The organism is Mycobacterium sp. M26, from assembly GCF_001494595.1.
In the GTDB taxonomy this organism is placed as follows: domain Bacteria; phylum Actinomycetota; class Actinomycetes; order Mycobacteriales; family Mycobacteriaceae; genus Mycobacterium.
Genome location: NZ_LN929908.1, coordinates 635668 through 657459 on the forward strand (window position 1 = coordinate 635668; position 21792 = coordinate 657459).

Here is a 21792-nt window from a genome sequence, read left to right on the forward strand (position 1 = left end):
GACGCCCGGGGGTCGATCTGTGGAGGACGCGGTTGGACGCTGATGCGGGTGTCGAGCACTCAGCCGTGCTGACCCAGCACCGCCGCGATCTCGCGGTGCTGGCCGTGGTCTTCCTGCTGCTGTTCGCGTTCTCCTACAGCGAGGACATCGTGTTCGCCGTCCTCGAGGCGACCAACCGCGACCATGTCGGCGGATGGCTGGTCGGCCTGCTCGGATTCGACATCGCGGTACTGGCCGTGGTGGGTCTGCTGAAGCGCTTCATCACCCGTGCTGACGGCGACGAACCCCGGCTGTGGCGATGGTGGTGGACGGCGTTCGGCGCCGTGGTGGCCCTCGACATCCTGTTGGTCCTGCTGCCCGAAGGTCACCCGCTGGCGATCGACCTGGCCACGTCAGCCGCCCTGGCCATCCTGATGGGCATCGTGATGGCGGTATCACTCAACGCCGATCCGCTGACCCTGTTCAGTGCCGCCAAACGTGCGGACCCAGCCGCGAGGTGGGCCCGCGTGCGCGCCGTCATCCCGCTCGTCATCGGTGCCTTCGCCTGCTACCTCGCAGCAACGGCTTTCGACGACTTCTTCGACCTCGACACGGTGCGCAGCCTGGATCCGGAGATGGCCGCCGACGTCGCCGCACTGCCGCTCACCGAACGGCTCGGCGAACAGGCCTCACTCTGCGAGGGCGCGGTGAGTCCGGCGTTCTTTCAACAGGTGGTCGCGATCATCCCGTTGTTGCTACTGACCCTGGGCGTCGAATTCAACTTCTTTCGCCGGGCGCTGGCCGAGCCTGCCCAGCGCGCGGCGGCCGCCACGACGGTTGCCGTGATGGCGATTGCGCTGTCGCTGGCCGTCTCGACATTGCCTTGGCCCGCAACGGGTTGCGGGGGAGTGCTCGGCTATTGGCACGAGTATCTGACCTTCGTCGTCTCTGTCCAAGGCATCGCCACGGGCCTGGCAACGCTGATCTGGTTCCTGGTGGCCAGCAGTCCGGACCAACGCATGGCGGAGGCCGGCCATGTCTAGCTCCGAGGTGCGGCGACGCGGTGATCGCGCAGTCGTCGGGGTGGTCTTCCTGATGTTGTTCGCCTTCTCCTATAGCGAGCAACTCGTCTCGGCACTGTTCCCCGATTCCGGCGGGGAACAGATGGGCTGGCGGATCGCGGTGGTGGTCGTCGACGTCGTCGTACTCGGCCTCGTCGGATTGATGAAACGCACTGTGACACAGGCCGACGGCGACGCGCCGCGGCTGTGGGGATGGTGGTGGACCGGAGTCGTGGTTCTCATCGGCATCGATCTGATCCGGCTGCTGCCGGTGCAGTCGATCCGCATCGACATCCTCAGCGCGACCCTCTACGCCGCTGCCATGGGGTGGACGACGGCCGCCGCGGTCAATGCCGACCCGGTCACACTCGTGCGCACCGCGCGCCGTATTGCGCTGCCGCGGGACTGGTCCCGGGTCCGCGCGATCGTGCCCCTGGTGGTGGGAACGTGGATCTGCTATCTCGCCGCCGCCGCCTTCGTCGACTACTTCCAGGCCGGCGCGGTGCGCACGCTCGACCCGGCACTGGCCGCCGAGGTCGCCGCCCTGCCCAAGCCCGAGCAGACGACGGTGCTCTCCGCGCTGTGCGAAGGCGCGATCAGTCCGGTGTTCTTCCAGCAGGTGGTCGGGGTGCTGCCGGTGCTGCTGCTCACGCTCGGCATCGAGTTCAACTACTTCCGCCGCACCCTGACCGACGCGGGACAACGCGCGGCGACGGCGGCCACCGTGACGGTGATGGCGGCCGGTCTGGTCGGCGCGCTGTCCACCTTGCCGTGGGACGGGCAGGGCTGCGGGGACATCCTGTCGAGCTGGCACGAGTACGTAGCGTTCGTGCTCTCGGTGCAGGGCGTGTTCACCGGCCTGGCGACACTGGTATGGCTGCTGATCGCCAGCACACCCGATGCGGCCGCGAGTCAGTCCGGGTAGCCCAGGCTCCAGCCCCGGTAGGTCCAGCCATTCCCCACGTGCGGTGTCGGCAGAATCTGGATGTTATGCCCGTTGCCATACCCGCGTTTGAGTCCCTGGACGCCGCCGGACACATACGTGCCATCCCCGCGGGCAATGTCGATGTGGGCGCCGAACGGGCTCTTGCTGAAGACGAGCGCGCCGCGCGGGGCGTTCATGTCGGTGTGGATCTCACCCTGGCTGAGCAGGGTCTGGTACATCGTTTCGGCGGCACCGTCCCAGCCGTACTTCGCCTGCGATACGCCGTAGGCGTAGGCCACGAACGCCTCACATCCCCACGGGCCGAACATGTCTGTGCCGAGCGCGCTTTCGGCCTTGGCGATGGCGGTGTCGGCACCTGGGATCAGCTCGGCGTCGACACCGGGGATCGGCTCGGCGGCGGCACTGGGCGCGAAGGAAAGTGCGACGGCAAGCGCCATCGTGGACAGCAATGAACAGATGCGGGCGTTCATGTCGTGGCTCCGTCTCCCCGTCAACACGAACGGCCTCGTCGGTGGGGCCGCAACTCGATCGGTATGGGCGAGCGTGCAACGCTCGCTGTAGATAAGTTAGCCCGTCATTCAGGTTTTGTTCAGGTACCCGGCGCGGCGGTCGGTTAAACGCCCGGCAGACAATGTGACGCATTCCTGAATAAGCAGCACCGAAGCGCAGTGTCCTCTAACGTCATCGGTGGTCCCTCACCCCCGGAGGCGCGTCATGGCCGAGCCATGGGAACTCGTTCTTCACCACACGTACTCCGGTCCGCCCGGGCTCGTGTTCGACCATTCGTCGACCAGGCGATGTCACGGCCAACCCGTCGGCCTGTCCGACGATGACTATCTCACCGACGGTGCTCAGCCCGGGTCCGGCGCGATCCGTCTGAACGGCGGGGCGAGTTGTATCCGGGTGCCGTCCTCACCGAGTTGGAGCCCGGTGGGCGGTGTGCGAGTCGAGATGCTCTGTGAGACCGACCTGATTCGCAGCGGGGGAGCGCTGGTCTGCGCCGACAGCTTCTCATTCGGAACCGACCAAGGCTACTTCGGTGGCCAATTCGCCCAGACTACGGGCGGATCCAGCGCCGTCGCTGAAGGCGGCACGGAACCCCGACCGCTACCGGCCGCGGACTGGATGACGCTGGCCCTGCAGTATGACCCCGCCGGTGTTCACGTCGAATTCGACGGGACCGTGGTGGCGCAGTGGCGGGAGTGGAACGGGTTGCTCACTGCGACAGCCGGACTCGTGATCGGCAATGACTACACCGGACAGAACGGTCTGACCGGACGCATCGACGACCTCAAGATCTGGCGATTGAACCCGCACTTCCTCGGCGACCGTTTCGTTGAGCGTCCGCTGGAACCTGAGGTCGGCCGCTGCTGGGCGGAATGGTCGAAACGACTCGACGCCGTGATCGCCTCGAACCCGGACTGCTGGAACCGCCTGGCCGTGCTGCTGCCCAAGGCGATGTTCGCGACGATGGAAGCGATCTCGCACTTGCCCGGTATCGAATCCCAGTTCGCCGAGCTGACCCTGCGTTATCAAGAACAGTGGTCGCAGGGACAGCTCGGCCAGGTCTCCGCTGTGCTGGCCGATCTGGTCGCACTGCTGCGCGGCGCCGGGTTCCATCCGTCGCAGATTGCCGACCTCCAGGCCCTTCTGAACGACAGCTGCTTCGCATCGCTGCAGGAGCAGTTGCCGATCAATTGCGACGTCGAGTTCACCGACATGTTCTCGATCTCCGAATCCTTCTAGTCCTGCCGCGACGCACCACAAGGAGCACCCCATGGCGAGTCGAAAGCTGGCCTCCAACAAAGAAACCGGTGATGCTTCCGCCTTTGAGACGACGTCGTTCCAACCCGGGCCGAATACCGTCGTCCTGCTGTTCGTCACCAGCGCGCGGCCGGTCTTCGGTGGGGGTGTGCCGAAGACTCCCACCATCACCGGTAACGGCCTGCTGTGGGTTGAGGTGCTGACGGTCCTCTACGGGGGTAACCGAGACCGGCGGCTGACCTGTTTTAGGGCATCAGGCGCCGCCCCGACAGCCGGTTCCGCCGTGATCGACTTCGGCGGTGAGACGCAGGATTTCTGCGCCTGGTCGATCTTCGAGTACGGCGATGTCGACGTCACCAAGGCCAATGGGAGTGCGGCGGTCGCCCAGGCCGTCCCTCAAGAGACGACCGGACAGTCACTGACGGCGTCGCTGTCGCCGTCGGCCGACCCGAACCGCAACGTCGTTGTCGGCGCGATCGCCGTCGACTCGTCAACGGGAGCCGCGATCGATGTGGCGCCCGGGGCCGGCTTCACCGAGATCGATGAGCAGTCGCTGACTCAGTTCCTCAGTAAGGCCGGCACCTTGCACACTCAGGACGCCCCAGCGACGAACCCGGTGATCAGCTGGACGTGGGACTCGGCGCAATCGGCCGCTGCCATCATCCTGGAAATCAAGGCGGCCCCGCCGAAAACGGATCCCGGCGATCGGCAGACGAGTCCCGCCGACGACCAGGCGTTGGTCGAACGTCTGGCGCCGGTCATGTTCTTCCATCCCGACGAGAAGTATTTCCCCAGCGACGCGAAACGATTCGTCGAGCACGCGGCGTTGTGGACCGCCCGGGTTCCCGGAGACGACAAAAACGGGTGGGGAGGCGCGCCGGGCGACCCGTTCCCGCGTCAGCCCACCGTGCCGGCCAAGGGCCTGGCCGCTAGTGCGGGCGAGCCCGGCGACTTCCGCTTCGATGACCCCCTGGGCGCCGGCAACGATCACCGCTTCCTGGAACTCGGTGGTTGGAAGGACGCGACGGAGACCCACGAATCCGGCGTAACCAATACGACCACGAACGTCTACAGCGATCGCACTGCCATCACAGCGCTCTACGACGGGGAACTCGAGCCCAGCCGATTCTGGTACCACGCCGAAGTGTTCCATCAGGACCGGCTACGGGTGATCGCCAATCGGGTACCGGGGGTGAACCTCGAACCGGTGCTCAGCAAGCTGACCAAGCCCACGATGGTGTGCTACTACTTCTTCTTCCCGGCCCACGACCAGTCCGTCGGCAGCGCCGGCGGCTGCACCGGCATCGAGGCCAGAGAAGTGTCTTCGCACGCCGGCGACTGGCAGTGTCTGGCGATCCTCGGCGAAGGTGCCGCTACCGCGTTCACCCCGAAGTTCTTGGGAATCACCGGTTCTCGTCCCAGCGGCGAGACACAGTTTCCCGCCTACCAGTACGACGATGACCAGAACACCGCCATGATGGTCTCACCGTGGTCGGCTGCCAACCCGGCGGTGACCGACGGCCATCCGCGCCTCTATGTCGCGGCGGGCACCCACAGCCTGTACGTGACGCCCGGGCCGCAGGCCGTCGACCCCTATCCCGCCGGCAAGCAGCCGGAGTACTGCGGAACGCTGGACACTCCGACACCGCCCGGTCGTGGCGACTCCGAAGGCGACCTGTGGCTGAACGCAACAAGGGACATCGCTGTTCTGCTGGCCAAGATGATTGCGGGGGGCGCTTTCGGATTTCTCGGCGCCACTGCGGCGCTGGTCGCGTGCATCGCCGAGATCTCGCAATACCGCTCGCCCTTCGCTCCCTTCGCCGCCGAGCCCGGCCCCGATGGCGCCGACCCCGACCAGCCGCCTGCCGCTCCGGGCGCCGGCAAGACCGTCAAACCGGCGACGATCACCGTCCCGGACGCCGGCGCCGACGTCGTCGACTGGCGTTCGCGCCCTGGCAGTCCACTCACCATCGACGGCCGGGTGTACGACTGCATGGTGGACCGCGCCAAGCAGCTGTGGTGGCCCAACCCGGACACCACGACCGGCTTCAACGGCCGCTGGGGCCAGCACGTCACCGCCGACAGCCTGTCCCGGCGCGCGGGCCCGCGGTTTCCGAACTACCCGCAGATGTTCCTGCTCGGTCTCGCTGACGGCCTCGGCCGAACGCCTCCGTTGTTTACCCTGGGCGGATGAGCCCGGAGGCGATACGCGGATCCAAGATTCTGATCACCGGGGCCAGCGGCCAGGTCGCCGTCCCGGTGGCTCTGGCCCTCGCGGCCGACAACGAGGTGTGGGGCGCGGCCCGCTTCACCGATGCGGCCGCCCGCGAGCGACTCGAGAAGGCCGGCGTCCGCTGCCACACCGTCAACATGGCCGCCGGCGACTTCACCGGCCTGCCCATCGACTTCGACTACGTCCTCAACCTCGCTGTCGCCAAGAGCGGCCGCTGGGACAAGGACCTGGCCGCCAACGCCGAATCCGCCGGACTGCTCATGGCCCACTGCCGCGGCGCCAAGGCCTTCCTGCACTGTTCCTCCGGTGCCGTCTACGACCCGCCCGATGACGAACCGCGCACCGAGCGCACCGTGCACGGCGATAATCACAAACCGCTGCTGCCCACCTACTCGATCTCCAAGATCGCCGGCGAGGTCGTCGTCGCCACCATGGCACGGGCCCTGAACGTGCCCGCGACCATCGCCCGCCTGAATGTGCCCTACGGCAACAACGGCGGGTGGCCGCTGTTCCATCTCGACATGATGCTCGGCGACATGCCCATCCCCGTCCCGCCCGGCGGGCCGGCCGTCTACAACCCGATCCACGAAGACGACATCATCGCGATGATCCCGAAACTGCTTGCGGTGGCGTCGGTTCCGGTGACGACAGTGAACTGGGGCGGCGATCAGTTCATCAGCCTTCAGGACTGGTGCACCTACCTCGGCTCCCTCGTCGGCAAGGAGCCGGTGTTCCAGGAGACCGAGCAGACCCTGCGCGGCAATCCCTTGGACGTCACCAAGATGCACGAACTCATCGGACACACCACCGTCGATTGGCGCGACGGCATGCGCGCGATGGCCGCTACCTTCCACCCGGAGTTGGTCGAGTCACGCTGAGCGCGATTCGGTGCGTTGGCGCTCCAAGAATCCCCGATCACCTTATGGTTTAGCCGTGCGTGAGTTGGATCGTCGAAACATGCTGTTGATGTCGGGGCTGGGCCTGCTGGCCGCTGCTGTCCCCTTACCGAGCGCTCAGGCGCTGCCGTCGCCGCTGCCCGAAGCCCCTGCCGGCGGCTATCTGTTCGTCGACGAGTTCGACGGACCAGCTGGTTCGGCGCCCAATTCGGCCAACTGGACCGTCCAGAACTGGCAGGACGACGTCTGGCCGCCGGTCGCAGGTCAATATCGTGACGACCGGCAGAACGTGTTCGTCGACGGCAACTCGAACCTGGTGATCCGGGCGACCCAGGATGCCGACACCTACTACACCGGCAAGGTGCGCGGGAACTGGCGCGTCCCGATGGGCCATACCTGGGAGGCGCGGGTCAAACTCGACTGCATCACCTCCGGCGCGTGGCCCGCGTACTGGGCCGTGAACGAAGACCCGCTGCCCGACGGCGAGGTCGACATCATGGAGTACTACGGCAACATGAGCTGGCCCCCGGGCACCACGGTCCACGCCGCATCGAACGGCAAGACCTGGGAGAGCAAGTCGATCGCCGGATTGATCGACGGCGCCTGGCACACCTGGCGGATGCGCTGGGACGCAGATGGATTCAAGTTCTGGCGCGACTACACCGACGGTGCGGCGCCGTACTTCTCGGTGCCACCCAAGCCGATCCCGGTGCACGGCAATCCGACTGACTTGCGCTGGCCGTTCAACAATCCCGGCTACTGGATGGCGCCGATGTTCACCCTGGCCATCGGCGGCCCCGGCGGCGGCGACCCGGCCCTGACCAAGTTCCCGATCTCGATGCTGGTGGACTGGATTCGCATCTGGTGAGCGCCGGCTAAGCCTGTCGGCTGCTCTCCTGCGGTTCCACCAACACGACAGTGTTGCGGTCGCCGGCCTTGGCCTGATACATCGCGGCGTCGGCACGGGCCAGCACCGAGGAGACCGTCTCGCCCGGAATGGCAAGCGTGGCACCGATACTCAGCGTGGCTCGGATGGTCTGGCCGTAGTCGGCGATCGGCTCGGCCGCCCGCGCCCGGATCGTCTCGCTGATCTCGATCAGCTGATCGACACTCGTCAACCCCGGCAGCACCACCAGGATCTCGTCACCACCGGTGCGTCCCACCGTGTCGCCCGGACGCACACAGTCCCGGATTCGTGCCGCCAGTGTCGACAGCACGGTGTCCCCGAACCCGTGACCCCAGGTGTCGTTGATGTTCTTGAACCGGTCGACGTCGCAGAACAGGATGCCCAGATGCACCCCGAATGCCGGCGGATGCTCCAGTGCCTTCTCCAGCCGAGCCAGCGCTTCACCGCGATTGGCCAGCCCGGTCAGGGTGTCGAACCGGGCCAGCTGTTCCAGCTGCTGCTCGACCTTGACCCGGTCGTCGACGATGCGCAGTGCGGCGATGATGCCGTCGTTCTTCCCGTCGGCATCGACATACGGTTTCGCGTGCCCATCGACCCACCGGTAGTCACCGTCGGCGGAACGAACCCGTAACCGCTGCGCGACCGGACTCTCGTCGGTGATCTGGCTCAGGACCGCCACCACATCCGGAAGGTCATCGGGATGGATCTGGCTGCTGAACTCCGAGCCGATCCATTCGTTCATCCGGTATCCCAGAGCGGGTTTCACCGACGGTGACACCCACACCACCTTGGGGCCGCGCAGATGGACGATCACGTCGACCGCGTTGTCGGCCAGGATCCGGTACCGCTTCTCGGCTTCGGCGCGCTCGCGTGCTAACTGCTCGGCTCTGATCAGCAGGTCTTGCTCGCTGCGGCGAAGGCGGAATCCGATGACCATCGTGATGGCCGTGCAGATCAGCACCGACAACGCGAACGCGGCCCGCTCACTGCGGCCCGATGCCAGAAAAATGCCCCGCAAAACCGCCACGAGAATCGGGAAGCCGATGCCCAGACCGTAGAGCCGAATCAAGGCGCCCCGATCGGGCCGGGACAACAGCCACTCCAGCGGCGGACGGTCGGGGCGCGCCGTCGACAGCGCGACCGTCAGCGCCAGCACGGCCACCGCCGTCGACATCGCGATCCCGGTCATCGGGGCGTCGTAGATCAGCGTCGTCGCGTCGAACAAGTAGGCCACCAGCGACACCGCTGAAATGACCAGACCGATGGACATGCAGACCGCCCACAGCGCGGAGGTCCAGCGCCGCTCCATCCGAAGCGACACCGTCGCCACAGCGAGCGCGCACAGTGACGTGGCGGTCTGCAGGCTCGGGCGGCCGGGCCATGGTGAGGCAACGGTCTGCAGAGCCTCGTGGAACCAGAGTTGGTCGAATCCGAACGCCCTACCGGTGACGTACTCCGCCAAGACCGCGACGGCGAAAACTGCGACCAGGATGGCCAGGCCGCGGCCGACCCATACCAGTGCGCGACCCTGGCGAGATTGCAGCAGAACCGCAACCGCCAGAGTCCCCAGCGACAGGGAGGTCCACGGCGTCATCGGCGGCCAGGCCGGATTGATGCGGGTCAGGTAGACGGTTCCGGTGCTCCAGCCCACCCAGCCCAGGGCGGCGATGATCAGCACCAGGAGCGCCGCGACCCGACTTGCCCGGGCCAGCACCTCCCGCAGGGGAGTGCGGGGTTTGTCCATCGATCGCGCCTCCCCCCGAGGTGGTGCAACAGCATTTCTTGCTGCACGAACATCCTCTGCGGCATCGGCCCGCTTGGCAACTGTCCGCGCGGGGTGAAAACGGCTCTTCTCCGAAACTGCATAAGCTACAAAGACGAGTGTTGATTCCTCCGCACGGTGCGTAGTCCGGGTGTACCGTTCGCCCACAGCGATCTCACAGCTGTCCTGGTCGAAGGGGGCCAGCATGGGCCGTCATTATGCTGCGACGTTGACGTGCGGTGCCGCAATCGCCGGCGCGCTTGCCCTCGGTGCAACAGCGTTGGGATCCGCTGCACCGGCCAACGCCACCTGTGCCTCGTTCTTCGGCATCGGCAACAGCTCGCTGTGCAAGAGCAATCCCACCAGCGTCGCAATCGCCATCGGGTCCGGCGCCTATGCGGACGCCTCGGGAGCCTGGTTCGGAGCTGCGCTCGCCCTGGGCGACTCGGCGTACGCCGCGTCCAATCAACCCCTCGACTTCGCGATCGCGGCTGGCGACTCGGCGCAGGCGTATGCCAGCGGCATTATCGGGATCGCTGTTCAGCTCGGTGCCAACGGAGAGGCCGCCACTAATGGCCCGGGGGTCAGCGGTGACGGGCTCGGGATCAACGTCGCGCTCAGCGTGACACCGTCGACCCCGGTTCTTTTCGGCTCGGTGACTCTCGCCGGCGGCACCGGAAACATCGCCATCAACCTGTTCGGTGACGGATCGTCGTTCGGAGCCAACCTCATCAAGGCAGAGGGCAACCTCAACAACGCCGTCAACGTCTTCGGCAACAACAACAGGGTTGCCGCGGGCCTGGCCACCGGTTCGGTGAACACCGCAGTCAATCTCGGCGGTAGCGGCAACATCGTGTACGCGGGGCCGGGACCGTTTGCGAACTCCTATGCGGTGCTGATCTCCAACACCACCGTCACCAAGTCCGGTCCGGGCTTCAATGTCAACGGTGTCAAGGTCTTCGGGGCCGCCGCGACGCGCAACGCCAAACACACGGCCGCAGGAGCCGACACCAGCAAGAGTCCCGGCGCCGCGAAATCCACCCACCGCAGCGCCGGTCACAGCGGCCGGGACTGAACGCCGCGACGTCGGCCCGGGTCTGGCATCATCCGGGGATGATCCAGGGCTTCTCCCATATCGGCATCTGCGTCACCGACCTCGACCGCTCGATCCGGTTCTACACCGAGGTGTTCGGGTTCGTGGTGCTCTACCGGCTCGACTTCGAGAACAACGAGGTGGCCGCAACCATGGAGCAGGAAGGGAAGTTCCGCTCGGCGATGCTCCTGCGCGACGACATCCGGATCGAGCTGCTGCAGTGGGTCGACGTCGCGACTGTCGGGTCGGGGGAGCGTAAGCCGATGACCGAACTCGGCTTCACCCATCTGTCGTTCCGCGTCGAGGACATTGACGGGCTGACCGAGGCGATCATCGCCGCCGGCGGGCAGTTCCTGGAGTCGACCCGCACCGTGCTCGGCGATGTTGCCGATCCGACCTCCGGCCGATTCATCTACCTGACCGACCCCGACGGCACCCGCATCGAACTGATGCAGAACGTGCCCGACCTGTCGGGCATCAGCGCCGCGGACATTGCGGCCGCCGCGTCCGGTTAATCCGGCAGTTCCCGGCGCGCCAGGGCAGCGATCCGGCGCGCGGACGCGATGATACGGATGTGACTGCTGATACCAGTGTGACGAATGCCGGCCCCACGGCCGAGGCGCCCGCCGAGCAGCCCGGCGAAGCTCCCGCCGCCGAACCCACCCCGCAGCGGACCTGGTCGATGCCGAAGTCCCCGGTCAGCCGCGCCCAAGCCGATCAGTGGGGTCGTGCGGCGCTGACATCCGTCGCCGCCGCGGGCCGGTTCGTGGCGGGGGTCGGGCGCGGTGCCGCCGGTGTCGTGCGCCGGATCTGGCGCACCATCGAGGCCATTCCGCCCGCGCTGCAACTGTTCCTCGGCACGGCCATCCTGCTGGGGTTCGGCGTCGTCGGCGCGCTGTCGCTGACCGGCACCGCCGGCCTGGTCTGCACGGTGGTCGTCATCCCGATCTGCGCGGCCACCCTCGGTGCCCTCGGCCACCGCTGGTACAGCGGGCTGGGCACGCCGACCTCGCAGGCGCACAGCGCCGAGCCGTCCGAGTCGGACCTTCTGCGCTCGGTGCACTACGTGGACCGCAAGCTCACCACCGCGCTCACCTCATTCGGCACCGAGCAGCACCAGCAGGCCGTCATCGCCCTCTTCCAGGCCAAGACCGCCGTCGAGCTCACGCTGGGTACCGAGGACGACACGGCGAACTATGCCGATCTGACCCTGCGCCCCGACGATTACGGTCTGCGCCCCCGCGCTGCGGTGGAACCTGCTGTCCGAGAGGGTAATTCGCTCGCCTCCTAGCGCCGAGCGTGCGTCCACTGCGAGAATCAGCGTGACTTCTCGCAACCAGTGCACACTCGGCGAGAGGGGCCGCTGCCGACAACGCAACGGGTGGGACCTGAACGTCAGGCCCCACCCGCTGCGGTCTGCTGAACTACTCGCCGGCGCTGCGGGCGCTACCGCCCGAGGCCCGGCTGTGCCCGCCCTTGTCTGACGCCGAGGAGCTGGAATCCCGGCTGGCCCGTGCCTCGCTACGCGAGCGTCCCACCCCGGCGACGCTCTTCTCCGTCACCGGCGCTGAGGCCTCGGCCTCCGAGCTGGCGTCCGTGGTGCTGTCGGCCGGGTCGGTGGTGGCGGCGCGGGCCTTCACCCCGCCACTGGACACTGCCGGTGTCTCGGCAGCCTCGGTCTGCGCCGGTGTCGCCGGAGCGGTCACCGACTCCGCAGCCGCGGGTGCCTCGGCGACCGCCGCTGCGCGCGCCGCCGCCGCTGTCGGCGGTGCCGGAGCCCCCAGCGCGGCGGCGATGGTGTTGCGCGCACTGAGCAGCGCGCTGACCAGCCCGGCCGAGAAGTCAGCGCCCACGCTCAACAGGCCGACAGTGCCCCGCGGCTCGTAACCGTTGAGCAGTGCGTTGGTGATCACCGCCGGTGCGTTGACGATCGCGTTGAGCGCCGTCGGGATGTCCCCGGCCTTCAGTGCGTCGAACACCGCCTGTCCGGTATCGCCCACCGCGCCGAACACGCCAGCAATCGGCGAGATAGCCGCCAGCCCGATCGGAAGTAGAGCGTTGGGCAGTGCGGTGAGCACGTTGGCAACGTTCTGTGCGATTTGCCCGGGGATGTTGAAGATGGGCAACAATCCGATCGCCGGAGCCAGGACCAGGCTGATTCCGGCCTGGAAAATCGTGTCCGTTGCGTCAGCGATCTTTCCTGCAGCCAGCTGCTCCCCGGCCGTCAGCAAAGCCTGCGGAAGCGCGGACAGTCCCGCGACAAGACCGCCGCCGGCTTCCGACAGCGCGTTGAACGCGGTCGTCGCGTAGGCCGTCTGGTTGGCCAGCAGCTGATCCAAAATCGGTGTCGGGTTGGCCTGGACCTGTGTACCGAGGGCCGAAATGTTGGCAAATGTCGTGTTCAGGACGTCAACCCACTCCTGAATGGGGTTGACCGCAGCCGTCAGCGTCGTTGCCACATTCGACATGTGCAATGCCGGCAGGTGGTCGGCAACAGGTGCCACCATGATCGGCGACAAGGCGATGGCCCCCGCCGTCAGCAGTGCTGCCCCCTCGGTGGCCCTGGATCGTAGAAATGCCTGCACAGTGACTCCCCTAACCTAGTCGGTAACTTACCGAGAGGTAAGATTACTGCGGGGTAAGGAAGGTTAGGATCGGTTTCGTTAAATTCGCTAGCTTCATTGCTGTGAGTTCTCTGCCAGCGAGCTGGAGCGGCGCTGACGGTGATCCGGCACCAGGACCATGCGCAGCGCCCAGCGAAGGTGACGTTCCCGCAAGAAACGGCTGTCAAACGTCGACGTCGGACCTATTTCTGGAGGATCGACACGACCTCGTGCAAGGGCTCCGACGTGGTCGCGATGCCGCCCAGGTACGGGTGGGACAGCTCGAGGATGAGGAAGAGATTGGCCGCGACGATCAGTCCGACGATGGCGACCATCGGGTAGTGCATGCCCGGCTTCTCGACCCCGTAGATCACGACCGTGCCGACCACCATGGCGCTCGTCAGGAAGACGACGGCCCACAGCGGCCAGGGTGGTCCGGTGTCCTCCCGCGCGGTCAGCAGCCGCACGGTGCGCGCCTGGCTGATGCTGTCGAGCTTGGTCATCGACGTCGCCAATGCGCTCTTCTGGACATCGGTGGACGGGTCGACCTGGCGGTAGGCGGCGGTCAGCTCGGCCAGGGCGGTCTCGGTCTGCGGTGAGCGGATGCCGGTGCCCTGGTCCCACTCGACGATGGCGGACTGTTCGTAGCGCAGCAGGCTCGCGCGCAGCCGGTCGCTGTCGGCCCGGGTGAAAGCGTCGATATTCCTTGCTATTTCGACGGCGGCGGCGCCCTCATCGCGGGCGTTCGCATCAGCGCCATTGGTCTGTCCCCACATCGACGAGACCACGAAACCGATGAAGAACGCGTAGATGAATCCGATGAACCCGTAGGTGAACTTGGTGACGTCATTGTGTTCGTCACCGGTCAGCGCGGGGAATCGGCGGCGCACCACCGCGACAAGCAGCATCGCGCCACCGGCGACGAGAACGACCAGGATGAGCAGCAGAAGCCCCGGCGGGATGTGCCGGATGATCCATCCGCTCACGGGTGACCCGCAACTGCCGGCGGGAAATACGTCTCCTGTTCGACCGTGCACACCAGTTCACCGGTGCGGTTGAACATCTGCCCGCTGGCCAGCGCCAGGGAACCGGTGCTACTCGGCGTCCACTGGTCATAGAGCAGCCAGTCCCGCAGTTCGGCCGGCCGGTGGAACAGCACCGAGTGCCCGCGCTGCGCCGACTCGCCGACCTGCCCGCGGGGCACGTTGACCGGCTCGGCCAGGGTCACCGCCGACAGATAGACCACCATCGCTGCGATCAGCGTCGCGTCCTCCGGCACCTCGCCGCGGGGCCGCCACCAGATCCGGGTGCGGGCCGGTGCCGTGGTGTCGGCGTCAACCACCTTGCGGTCGAACCACTTCAGGCTCGCCCAGCCCCCCTCGTAGGCCTCGGCGAAATGCGGTGCCGGCTCCGGCAGGCCTTCGGGTGCGGGCACCTCCGGCATCGTCGGCTGATACTCGACCCCGTCGGGTGCGGCGCCGTCCACCGTGAACGACGTCATCGCCTCGAGCAGCATCCGGCCGTCCTGGCGTGCGGTGATCCGGCGCGCCGAGAACGTGCGGCCCTCCTGCAGGCTGACCACCTCGAAGTCCACTGGTCGGCGAGCATCGCCGGCCCGCAGGAAGTAGACGTGCATGCTATGTGGCGTGCGGCCCGGCGCGGTGTGTGCGGCCGCGATCAACGCCTGCGCGGCGACGTGGCCACCAAGGATGTGGTTGAGCGGGGCGGCAAGCTGATCGCCGACGAAGGACAGCTCGTCCACCCGACGAAGCGACAGCGCGGCAAGCACCTCGGCGTAGGACGAACGCGTCACCGCCGAAATGCTGCCAGATTGCCTCGCCGATTCACACCTGCGCCGCGCGCAGTTGTTTGGCCCGGGCGAACGAGGCCACCGTGACCACGAACTGGTTGACCTCGCGATCGTGCGCGCAGGCCTGCGGCGTGGCGCAGCACCACTGCCCGCCGCTGCCGCCGTCGACGTAGGACACCACCAGCCGGCGAATCGCGCGGCTGAACACCTCACGGCGACGGGGCGGCTCGTCGTGCAGAATCTGGGCTCGCAACGGTTCCCAGTCCTTGCGGCGGACGATCAGCTCGGTCGGTGTCCGGGTGACCACGATGGTCGTGGTCCGGGTGGTTCCGTTGATACCCACCTGGATGGCGTCGTCGATCAGTGGGACGGTCAATAAGACTGTCCCACAGTCCATCTCATCGAGTGCCGGGCATTCCATGGTCACTGATGGCTGTGGGTGACGCCCCACCGAGGGAGGGGATCGGGGTAGCGGGTCCAGACCGCCTCACCGGCGCTGAGTTCGGCATCGGTGAGCAGCGCGTCGCGTAGCAGTCCGTGTACCTGTTCGTGGTCGAGACGGACTCCGATGAATACGATCTCCTGACCGGGCTCGATCTCGGTGGCCGACCAGTACTGGGCGGGTTCGATCACCAGGTTGGGGCCGGCCTGCGACCAGATCGCTGCGATCGACGGCCGGCTGGCGATCCAGCAGAATCCCTTGCTGCGCAACACTCTCCGGAGCTGGCCGAGAGCATTGCTCAAGCGCAGCGGATGAAACGGGCGCTCGGCGCGGAATGTGGTGCTGCTGATGCCGTACTCCTCGGTCTCCGGGGTGTGCCCGTCGGCGAGTTCCTCCTCCCAGCCCGGCGCGTTCTCCGCCGCGATCGGATCGAACCGGCCGGTGTCCAGCACGGTGGCCAGCGGAACGACACCGTGGTTGGTCCGCACGATCGTGGCCGACGGGTTCATCCGGCGCACCATGGCCTCGACCGCTCCGGTGGTCTGCTCGGGGACCAGGTCGGTCTTGTTGATGAGGATGACGTCGGCGAACTCGACCTGGTCGATCAGCAGATCGGCGATGCTGCGGCCGTCCTCCTCGCCGGCGGCCATCTCGCGGGACGACAAGGCTTCGCCACGGGCGATCTCGCTGAGGAACGTCGAGGCGTCGACCACGGTGACCAGGGTGTCCAGCCGGGCCACCTGACCGAGGCGGAAGCCGTCGTCGAACTCCCAGCTGAAGGTCGCGGCCACCGGCATCGGCTCGGAGATCCCGGTGGACTCGATCACGATCTGATCAAACCTGTTCTGGGCGGCCAACTCTCGTACGGAGGTGATCAGGTCCTCGCGCAGCGTGCAGCAGATGCACCCGTTGGTGAGCTCGACGAGCTTCTCCTCGGTGCGGTCCAGGTGACCCTGCCCGGCGACCAGGGCGGCGTCGATGTTGACCTCGCTCATGTCATTGACGATGACGGCAACCTTGCGGCCCTCCCGGTTGGCCAGGATGTGGTTGAGCAGGGTCGTCTTGCCCGCGCCGAGGAAGCCGGACAGTACGGTGACGGGCGGTTGGAGCGGGAGCGTCGAAGTCATAACAATAACGATAATCATTTTCAATAAAGACGACAAGTTGGCGATTCTGTTCACAAAAACCCTGTTCAAAAGGCTTCTGTAGTTGCGCGGGCAAGAGTATGTTCCGGCTCACAGCCACTCCACAGCTCTCGTCTGGAGGTCACCATGACCTGGCTCCGCGCACGTCCCATTCCTGCACTCGCCGGCTCGGTGGTGCTCTCTGCTGCCTTGGCGGCGGGCAGTCTCGTTGGTGCGCCCAGCGCCAACGCCACCTGCGCGTCGGTGTTCGGCCTCGGCAACAGCGCCGACTGCACCAGCGGTCTGTTCAGCGTTGCGATCGCGATCGGGCCCAACGCCAAGGCGACTGCGCTGGCTCCACTGTCGCTGTCGCTCGCACTCGGCGGCTCTGCCACCTCGACTGCGGAAGCGGGGATGCCGATCAACGGCGGCAACCTCACCCTCGCCATCGGCGGAGTCGCCGCGACAAAAGGTCTCGGTAATCTCGCGGTGGGCATCGGCGGGTCGGCGTTCGCCAACGGCGGCATCAATGCCGCTCTCACTCTGCTCCCCAATGGCGGGCTGACGTCAGCCAACGGCTACGCCAGTCTGGCGGTACTGGCCTTCAGCACTGCCGGCGGCAACGTGTACACCAGCGGCAACCTCAACGCCTCCGTGGTGACGTTGAGCAACGGCGGCGTTGCCTCCAGTAAGGGCAACGGCAACCTGGCGGTCTCCGCGCTGGGCTCCTTTGCCAGCGCATACATCGAGGGCAACGGCAATCTGGCCGGAGTCCTGCTGTCGAACAGCGGTCAGGCGCTTGCCAACGGCAACTTCAACAACGCCTTCACCGTGGCGGTCGACGGCGCCTGGGCACAAGCGGGCAGCACCTCCCAACCCAGCACGCTGGCAACGGCTTTCAACGTCTTCAGCAGGAACAGCCAGGCCCTCACCAGGGGTGGGCCATTCGCCTACGCCGGCTCGATCCTGCAGGACGGCCCCACCATCACCCAGACCGGGACCGGCTTCAACATCAACGGGTTCAAGGTCGGGGGAGCTGCAGCGGTGAATCGCACCAAGGCCGGTTCGGCCAACGCGACCAAGGCCACTGCGGCCAAGGGCGCGGCGAAACCCTCAGGCAGTGTCGGCGGCAGTAAGCGCAAAGCCGCCAGCGGCGACTGATCCAGGTTCACCTGCCGGCCAACCGCAGTTCACCTGCTGCTGATAGTCAGCACCGGTGATCGACACCCTGGACTTTGCGCTGCGGATCGCCGCGGGCGTTGGCTTCGGCGCGGCCATCGGCCTGGAACGGCAGTGGCGCTCGAAGATGGCCGGGCTGCGCACCAATGCGCTCGTCAGCCTCGGCTCCGCGCTGTTCGTCCTGATGGGTGCCTACGCGTTCGGCGCCGGCGACCCGACCCGGGTGGCTGCGCAGGTCGCCTCCGGGATCGGTTTCCTCGGCGCCGGGGTGATCATCAAACAGGGTGCGAGCATCTCCGGCCTCAATACGGCGGCCACGCTGTGGGCGTCCGCAGCGGTCGGCAGTCTGGTCGGCGGCGGCATGTTCATCGCCGGTGCGATCGGAACGGTTGCCGTGATCGCCGCCAACGTACTGCTGCGGCCGGTGGGGCGCGTCCTGGATCGCAACCGCACCCTGGGCACCGAGCCGGGTCAAACCGAGTACCGCTTCGAGGTGCGCTGCCTGGTCGAGGCCGAAGGTGAGGTCCGATCGCTGGTGGTCGGGGCGATCACCCAGCCGCACTTCACCATTCAGTCCATCTCCGCCGTCGACATCGACTCCGAGAAACCCGGTGGGGAGGTACGGATCACCGCGATCGTGGTCGCCGAGGAACGTGACGATGCCGCCATCGAGGCGGCACTGGCCAACGTCATCGCCGCCAAACCCGTGACGGCCGTGCGCTGGTCGGCCGAGGACCTCAGCGGCGTCGACTGACCCCGACTGCTCAGCCGGGGCGCGACATGCGGAATTCGGCGTCCGGGCCGATCTCGAAGTACCCAGCGGGTCCGCCCGCGCGCAGGATCGGGCGGGGTCCCGCGGTGTCGTAGATGCCATCGACAAGGTGGTCGCGATCGATGTGGACCGCGACGACTTCGCCCAGCACCATCCAGGTGTCCAACGCCTCACCGGCTGCCGAGGTCAGCTGGATCAGCTGGGTCAGCCGGCATTCGAAGTTCACCGGACTCTCCAGCACCATGGGGGATTGCACCAGGGATGCCGGGATCGGTGTCAGTCCGGCGACGTCGAATTCGTCGACGTCGGACGGCAGCGATGCGGAGGTCTGGTTCATCTGCTCGGCGAGCCCGCGGGTCGCGAGGTTCCAGACGAAGTCGCCGGTGGCCTCGATGTTGGCGACGCTGTCCTTCCAGCCGATGGAGGAGAAGCCGACGATCGGCGGGTAGTAGTTGAAACCGTTGAAGAAGCTGTAGGGAGCCAGGTTTCGGCAGCCACCCGGTGCCTGAGTGGAGATCCAGCCGATCGGGCGCGGCCCGATGATCGCGTTGAACGGGTTGTGCGGGAGACCGGTTCCCTCGGCGGGGCGGAAGTAGTGTGCGTCGCTGTGGGCCACGCCCGAGCCTACTTCTTCTCCCGCCACACCCGCTCGAACGGCAACCGCCAGCTGTTCGGGGCGATCAGCTGGTGGATCGCATTGGGCCCCCAGGTGTCCTGGGCGTACATCTTCACCGCCGGCGGATCCTCAAGCAGATCCGCCGAACGCTCCCAGAGTGATTCGATGCCCTCGGCGGTGGTGAACAGGGTGTGGTCACCACGCATCGCGTCGAGGATCAACCGCTCGTAGGCCTCGAGCACGTCGTCGGAGTAGTCGGTCTCCTGGGTGGAGAACTGCATGGACAGCTTCTCCAGCTTCATGCCCGGACCGGGCCGCTTGCCATAGAACGACAACGACACCTTCGACGCATCGGCCAGGTCGAAGGTCAGATGATCGGGACCCTGCGAACCGACACCCGAGCCCGGCGGGAACATCGTGCGCGGCGCCTCCTTGAACGCGATCGAGATGATCCGCTGCCCCTCGGCCATCCGCTTGCCGGTACGCAGATAGATCGGCACCCCGGCCCAGCGCCAGTTGTCGATCCCAACCTTGAGTGCAATGAATGTCTCGGTGTCCGAATCCCGGGCCACCCCGTCCTCATCGCGGTACCCGGTGTACTGGCCGCGCACCACGTTCGCGGTGTCGATGGGCAGCATGGAGCGGAACACCTTGTTCTTCTCCTCGCTGATCGCCCGCGGCTCCAGGGCGGTCGGCGGCTCCATCACCACGAAGGCCATCACCTGGAACAGGTGGGTGACCACCATGTCCTTGTAGGCCCCGGTGCTCTCGTAGAAGTTGGCCCGGTGATCCAGGCCCAGCTTCTCCGGGATGTCGATCTGGATGTGGTCGATGAAGTTGCGGTTCCAGATCGGCTCGAACAGACCGTTGGCGAACCGGAAAGCCAGGATGTTCTGCGCCGCCTCCTTGCCCAGGAAGTGGTCGATGCGGAATATCTGCGACTCGCGGAATGTCTTGTGCACGAAGTCGTTGAGCTCGATCGCACTCGCCAGGTCGGTGCCGAACGGCTTCTCCATCACCACCCGGGAGCGGGCGACCAGATCGGCTTCCTTGAGCATCGTGATCACCGCCTGGGCGGCCTTGGGCGGCACCGACAGGTAGTGCAGCCGTCGTACTCCGGCGCCGAGTGCCTCCTCAGCCGTGGCCACCGCCGCGGCCAAGGCCTCGGGTCCGGCGCTCTGCGGAACGTAGGTGACCCGGCTGGCGAACTCGGCCCACTCCTCGTCGGAGAGCTTGTGGCTGCCGAAGTCGTCGATGGCCTCGCGCGCGATGGCCCGGAACTCCTCGACGGTGTAATCCTCCAGCGAGGTACCCACCACCTGGATGGACGGCGCCAGCGCTGACTTCACCAGGTAGGCCATCCCCGGCAGCAGCTTGCGCTTGGCCAGATCGCCGGTCGCGCCGAACAGCACGATGACGTGCGGGGCCAGCGGCTCCTGCTCGCGGCGACGGGGCCGCGCGCCGGGCGAGGGGTAGGCGATCTGCGGTTTGTCTGTGTCCACGTCGGGATGATGTCACCCGCGGGGCACCGCCGCACGGCTTAGCGAATCAGCCTGAGCTCAGGTGCCGCTGCAAGCGCCGCGCCGCGACCGCTGACGGCGGTCCGTCGGCGGGGCGCAGCGCGTCGAGCATCCGCTCGCGCACCGTATCCACGTCCAGGTGCATCCCGATGGCGACCAGTTCACTGCGGGTGGCCGACGCCGCCCCCCGCGCCACGTGCACCGACGGTCCGACGACGTTGACCACGACGGTGCGCCCCGCCGACCGGTGCCGCACCGCCACCTGACCCTTGATCCGGTACACCCCGGCGGGTGGATCCTCCAGCAGATCCAGCAGGCGCTCGACGTCGACCGGGGCCTGCGCCGTCACCGTCACCGCGTCGGCGTGCACGTGGTGGTGGGGGTGCGCGGGTTCGTCGACGAACGCGTCGCGGAACGACAGCTGCCCGCCCTCGTCGACGGCGGCGGCCACGTCGTAGAGCAGTGCAGGGTCGATCCGCCCCTCGCTGACCCCGACGACGTGGACCCGCGAGTTGCGTTCGCGCACCCGGTCTTCGATGCGCTGCAGCGTTGCGGCGCGCTCGGCCTCGGCCACCTGGTCCAGCTTGTTGACCACCACCAGCGTGGCCGCCCCGTAGCGGGCCGGCGCCACCCCACCGCAGTCGACGGTCTCGAAATGCCGGGCCGCGTCGACGACGTCGACCACCCCGCCGTCGCGCACCCCGCCGATCTCGCTGAAGCCGATGATGCGGGCCAGCGCGGCCGGATCAGCCAGTCCGCTGGCCTCGACGATGATGGCGTCCAGCCGCAGCCGGGGATCGGCCAGCCGGGCCAGCGCCGCGTCGAGCTGACCGTCCTCGGGCAGGCAGCAGATGCAGCCGCCGGCGATTGACGCGGGCTCGTCGATCTGCCCGCTGATCAATGCGGCGTCGACGTTGATCTCGCCGAAGTCATTGATCACCACACCCACCCGGGCCCGCGGCGTGCGCAGCACGTGGTTGAGCAGCGTCGTCTTTCCCGCACCCAGATAGCCGGTGAGCGCGATGACCGGAATCGCCATGCCCGCGAGAGTAACGCGCCCACCTCGGCGCGCGAAAAGCCACTGT

21 protein-coding genes are annotated in these 21792 nt (G+C 67.0%); 11 read left to right on the plus strand and 10 right to left on the minus strand.

The features are described from left to right. The first annotated feature begins 32 nt into the window (after window positions 1-32). A complete protein-coding gene (locus BN3385_RS12555; RefSeq protein ID WP_059017083.1) occupies window positions 33-1022 on the plus strand; it encodes a hypothetical protein in 990 nt (329 codons plus the stop codon). Continuing rightward, on the plus strand, window positions 1015-1965 hold the full coding sequence (locus BN3385_RS27615) for a hypothetical protein (protein ID WP_082690447.1): 951 nt from the start codon (window positions 1015-1017) through the stop codon (window positions 1963-1965). The genes BN3385_RS12555 and BN3385_RS27615 overlap by 8 nt, the downstream gene beginning before the upstream one ends. Here BN3385_RS27615 and BN3385_RS12565 read toward each other — a convergent pair. Further along, window positions 1953-2456: a hypothetical protein gene (locus BN3385_RS12565; protein ID WP_059017084.1), complete on the minus strand. Its 504-nt coding sequence runs from the start codon at window positions 2454-2456 to the stop codon at window positions 1953-1955. The genes BN3385_RS27615 and BN3385_RS12565 overlap by 13 nt on opposite strands. A 244-nt stretch (window positions 2457-2700) precedes the next feature. Here BN3385_RS12565 and BN3385_RS12570 point away from each other — a divergent pair, with 244 nt between their 5' ends. From BN3385_RS12570 to BN3385_RS12585, 4 genes are all read left to right on the plus strand, one after another. Then, entirely contained in the window at window positions 2701-3732 is a 1032-nt protein-coding gene (locus BN3385_RS12570) for a LamG-like jellyroll fold domain-containing protein (RefSeq protein WP_059017085.1), read from the plus strand. A 31-nt stretch (window positions 3733-3763) separates the two neighbouring features. Beyond that, the gene (locus BN3385_RS12575) at window positions 3764-5944 is read left to right on the plus strand and encodes a hypothetical protein (protein WP_059017086.1); all 2181 of its coding nucleotides are present in this window, start codon (window positions 3764-3766) and stop codon (window positions 5942-5944) included. Between the two features lie 11 nt (window positions 5945-5955). Next, window positions 5956-6861 carry an NAD-dependent epimerase/dehydratase family protein gene (locus BN3385_RS12580; RefSeq protein WP_059021875.1) on the plus strand — a complete coding sequence of 302 codons (906 nt, stop codon included), beginning with the start codon at window positions 5956-5958 and terminating at the stop codon, window positions 6859-6861. Between the two features lie 64 nt (window positions 6862-6925). Continuing rightward, complete coding sequence (locus tag BN3385_RS12585; RefSeq protein ID WP_059021877.1) at window positions 6926-7747, plus strand: glycoside hydrolase family 16 protein; 822 nt, start codon at window positions 6926-6928, stop codon at window positions 7745-7747. Between the two features lie 7 nt (window positions 7748-7754). Here the strand turns inward: BN3385_RS12585 and BN3385_RS12590 are convergent, their stop codons facing one another. Further along, a complete protein-coding gene (locus BN3385_RS12590; RefSeq protein ID WP_059017087.1) occupies window positions 7755-9530 on the minus strand; it encodes a sensor domain-containing diguanylate cyclase in 1776 nt (591 codons plus the stop codon). 223 nt (window positions 9531-9753) lie between these two features. Between BN3385_RS12590 and BN3385_RS12595 the strand changes: the two genes are divergently transcribed. From BN3385_RS12595 to BN3385_RS12605, 3 genes are read left to right on the plus strand one after another with little or no spacing between them, the layout of a single operon-like run. Then, window positions 9754-10623, plus strand: a complete 870-nt coding sequence (locus tag BN3385_RS12595; protein WP_156432736.1) for a hypothetical protein — start codon at window positions 9754-9756, stop codon at window positions 10621-10623. A gap of 38 nt (window positions 10624-10661) precedes the next feature. Further along, the gene (locus tag BN3385_RS12600) at window positions 10662-11156 is read left to right on the plus strand and encodes a VOC family protein (protein ID WP_059017089.1); all 495 of its coding nucleotides are present in this window, start codon (window positions 10662-10664) and stop codon (window positions 11154-11156) included. A gap of 59 nt (window positions 11157-11215) precedes the next feature. Then, entirely contained in the window at window positions 11216-11932 is a 717-nt protein-coding gene (locus BN3385_RS12605; RefSeq protein WP_197415204.1) for a hypothetical protein, read from the plus strand. 133 nt (window positions 11933-12065) lie between these two features. Here BN3385_RS12605 and BN3385_RS12610 read toward each other — a convergent pair whose 3' ends face one another. The 5 genes from BN3385_RS12610 to BN3385_RS12630 form a co-directional block, all read right to left on the minus strand. Then, window positions 12066-13226, minus strand: a complete 1161-nt coding sequence (locus BN3385_RS12610) for a hypothetical protein (protein WP_059017090.1) — start codon at window positions 13224-13226, stop codon at window positions 12066-12068. Between the two features lie 221 nt (window positions 13227-13447). Beyond that, complete coding sequence (locus BN3385_RS12615) at window positions 13448-14230, minus strand: bestrophin-like domain (protein WP_197415205.1); 783 nt, start codon at window positions 14228-14230, stop codon at window positions 13448-13450. Further along, a complete protein-coding gene (locus BN3385_RS12620) occupies window positions 14227-15057 on the minus strand; it encodes an acyl-CoA thioesterase (RefSeq protein ID WP_059017091.1) in 831 nt (276 codons plus the stop codon). The genes BN3385_RS12615 and BN3385_RS12620 overlap by 4 nt, the downstream gene beginning before the upstream one ends. A gap of 31 nt (window positions 15058-15088) precedes the next feature. After that, window positions 15089-15430: a hypothetical protein gene (locus BN3385_RS12625; RefSeq protein WP_156432737.1), complete on the minus strand. Its 342-nt coding sequence runs from the start codon at window positions 15428-15430 to the stop codon at window positions 15089-15091. A 47-nt stretch (window positions 15431-15477) separates the two neighbouring features. Then, the gene (locus tag BN3385_RS12630) at window positions 15478-16623 is read right to left on the minus strand and encodes a GTP-binding protein (protein ID WP_059017093.1); all 1146 of its coding nucleotides are present in this window, start codon (window positions 16621-16623) and stop codon (window positions 15478-15480) included. A 144-nt stretch (window positions 16624-16767) separates the two neighbouring features. Here BN3385_RS12630 and BN3385_RS12635 point away from each other — a divergent pair, with 144 nt between their 5' ends. Continuing rightward, window positions 16768-17781 carry a hypothetical protein gene (locus BN3385_RS12635; RefSeq protein WP_059017094.1) on the plus strand — a complete coding sequence of 338 codons (1014 nt, stop codon included), beginning with the start codon at window positions 16768-16770 and terminating at the stop codon, window positions 17779-17781. Window positions 17782-17839: 58 nt separating this feature from the next. Next, complete coding sequence (locus BN3385_RS12640) at window positions 17840-18553, plus strand: MgtC/SapB family protein (protein ID WP_059021883.1); 714 nt, start codon at window positions 17840-17842, stop codon at window positions 18551-18553. Between the two features lie 10 nt (window positions 18554-18563). Here the strand turns inward: BN3385_RS12640 and BN3385_RS12645 are convergent, their stop codons facing one another. The 3 genes from BN3385_RS12645 to BN3385_RS12655 are packed head-to-tail and all read right to left on the minus strand — an operon-like array spanning window position 18564 to window position 21746. Next, window positions 18564-19187: a flavin reductase family protein gene (locus BN3385_RS12645; protein ID WP_059017095.1), complete on the minus strand. Its 624-nt coding sequence runs from the start codon at window positions 19185-19187 to the stop codon at window positions 18564-18566. 8 nt (window positions 19188-19195) lie between these two features. Then, complete coding sequence (gene zwf, locus BN3385_RS12650; RefSeq protein WP_059017096.1) at window positions 19196-20689, minus strand: glucose-6-phosphate dehydrogenase; 1494 nt, start codon at window positions 20687-20689, stop codon at window positions 19196-19198. 46 nt (window positions 20690-20735) lie between these two features. Continuing rightward, window positions 20736-21746 carry a CobW family GTP-binding protein gene (locus BN3385_RS12655; RefSeq protein WP_059017097.1) on the minus strand — a complete coding sequence of 337 codons (1011 nt, stop codon included), beginning with the start codon at window positions 21744-21746 and terminating at the stop codon, window positions 20736-20738. Between the last annotated feature and the right edge of the window lie 46 nt (window positions 21747-21792).

Excerpts from the sequence above, each read along its gene's own strand:
- BN3385_RS27615 (WP_082690447.1), top strand. The coding sequence starts at position 1,015 with ATGTCTAGCTCCGAGGTGCGGCGACGCGGTGATCGCGCAGTCGTCGGG.
- BN3385_RS12565 (WP_059017084.1), bottom strand. The coding sequence starts at position 2,456 with ATGAACGCCCGCATCTGTTCATTGCTGTCCACGATGGCGCTTGCCGTC.
- BN3385_RS12570 (WP_059017085.1), top strand. The coding sequence starts at position 2,701 with ATGGCCGAGCCATGGGAACTCGTTCTTCACCACACGTACTCCGGTCCG.
- BN3385_RS12575 (WP_059017086.1), top strand. The coding sequence starts at position 3,764 with ATGGCGAGTCGAAAGCTGGCCTCCAACAAAGAAACCGGTGATGCTTCC.
- BN3385_RS12590 (WP_059017087.1), bottom strand. The coding sequence starts at position 9,530 with ATGGACAAACCCCGCACTCCCCTGCGGGAGGTGCTGGCCCGGGCAAGT.
- BN3385_RS12595 (WP_156432736.1), top strand. The coding sequence starts at position 9,754 with ATGGGCCGTCATTATGCTGCGACGTTGACGTGCGGTGCCGCAATCGCC.
- BN3385_RS12600 (WP_059017089.1), top strand. The coding sequence starts at position 10,662 with ATGATCCAGGGCTTCTCCCATATCGGCATCTGCGTCACCGACCTCGAC.
- BN3385_RS12630 (WP_059017093.1), bottom strand. The coding sequence starts at position 16,623 with ATGACTTCGACGCTCCCGCTCCAACCGCCCGTCACCGTACTGTCCGGC.
- BN3385_RS12635 (WP_059017094.1), top strand. The coding sequence starts at position 16,768 with ATGACCTGGCTCCGCGCACGTCCCATTCCTGCACTCGCCGGCTCGGTG.
- BN3385_RS12655 (WP_059017097.1), bottom strand. The coding sequence starts at position 21,746 with ATGGCGATTCCGGTCATCGCGCTCACCGGCTATCTGGGTGCGGGAAAG.